We start from the raw sequence: 369 nt of genomic DNA on the forward strand, positions 1-369 counted from the left end.
ATGTTGTGCAGCGAGCCGCCGCCCGGGACGAAACCCCCCTCCCCGGCGGTCTTGGCGTCGTAGGCGCCCTTGATCAGACCCATGTACTCGCTCATCACGTTGCGGTGGAAGTACGGCGGGCGGACGTGACGGGTGCGCGGGCCGGCCGGCCGTGCGAGGGGGCGGGCCGGTGGTACGGGGGCGAGGGTGCGAGGGGTCGCGGTGGTACGGGGCCGGCCGGGGCGGGCGAGGGCGCGGCGGACGAGGTGTGCGCGCTGGTGACGGGCAAGCCGATCGCGGTGACGGGGACGGACACCGAGGCCGAGGAACGGGCGGCGGTCCGCGGGGTCGCCTACCGGGTGGTGGTCGAGCGGGAGGTGCTGTCGCTGC

2 pseudogenes are annotated in these 369 nt (G+C 75.6%); one reads left to right on the forward strand and one right to left on the reverse strand.

Going from position 1 to position 369, the window contains the following annotated elements:
* A pseudogene (locus PUR26_RS02295) lies at nt 1-122 on the reverse strand (homogentisate 1,2-dioxygenase domain-containing protein); the annotation flags it as partial.
* A gap of 108 nt (nt 123-230) precedes the next feature.
* On the opposite strand from PUR26_RS02295, the pseudogene PUR26_RS02300 reads away from it, so the two are divergent.
* Nucleotides 231-369 (forward strand): annotated as a pseudogene (locus PUR26_RS02300) (helix-turn-helix transcriptional regulator); the annotation flags it as partial.

This window comes from Streptomyces sp. SP18CS02 (genome assembly GCF_036322365.1).
GTDB lineage: Bacteria > Actinomycetota > Actinomycetes > Streptomycetales > Streptomycetaceae > Streptomyces.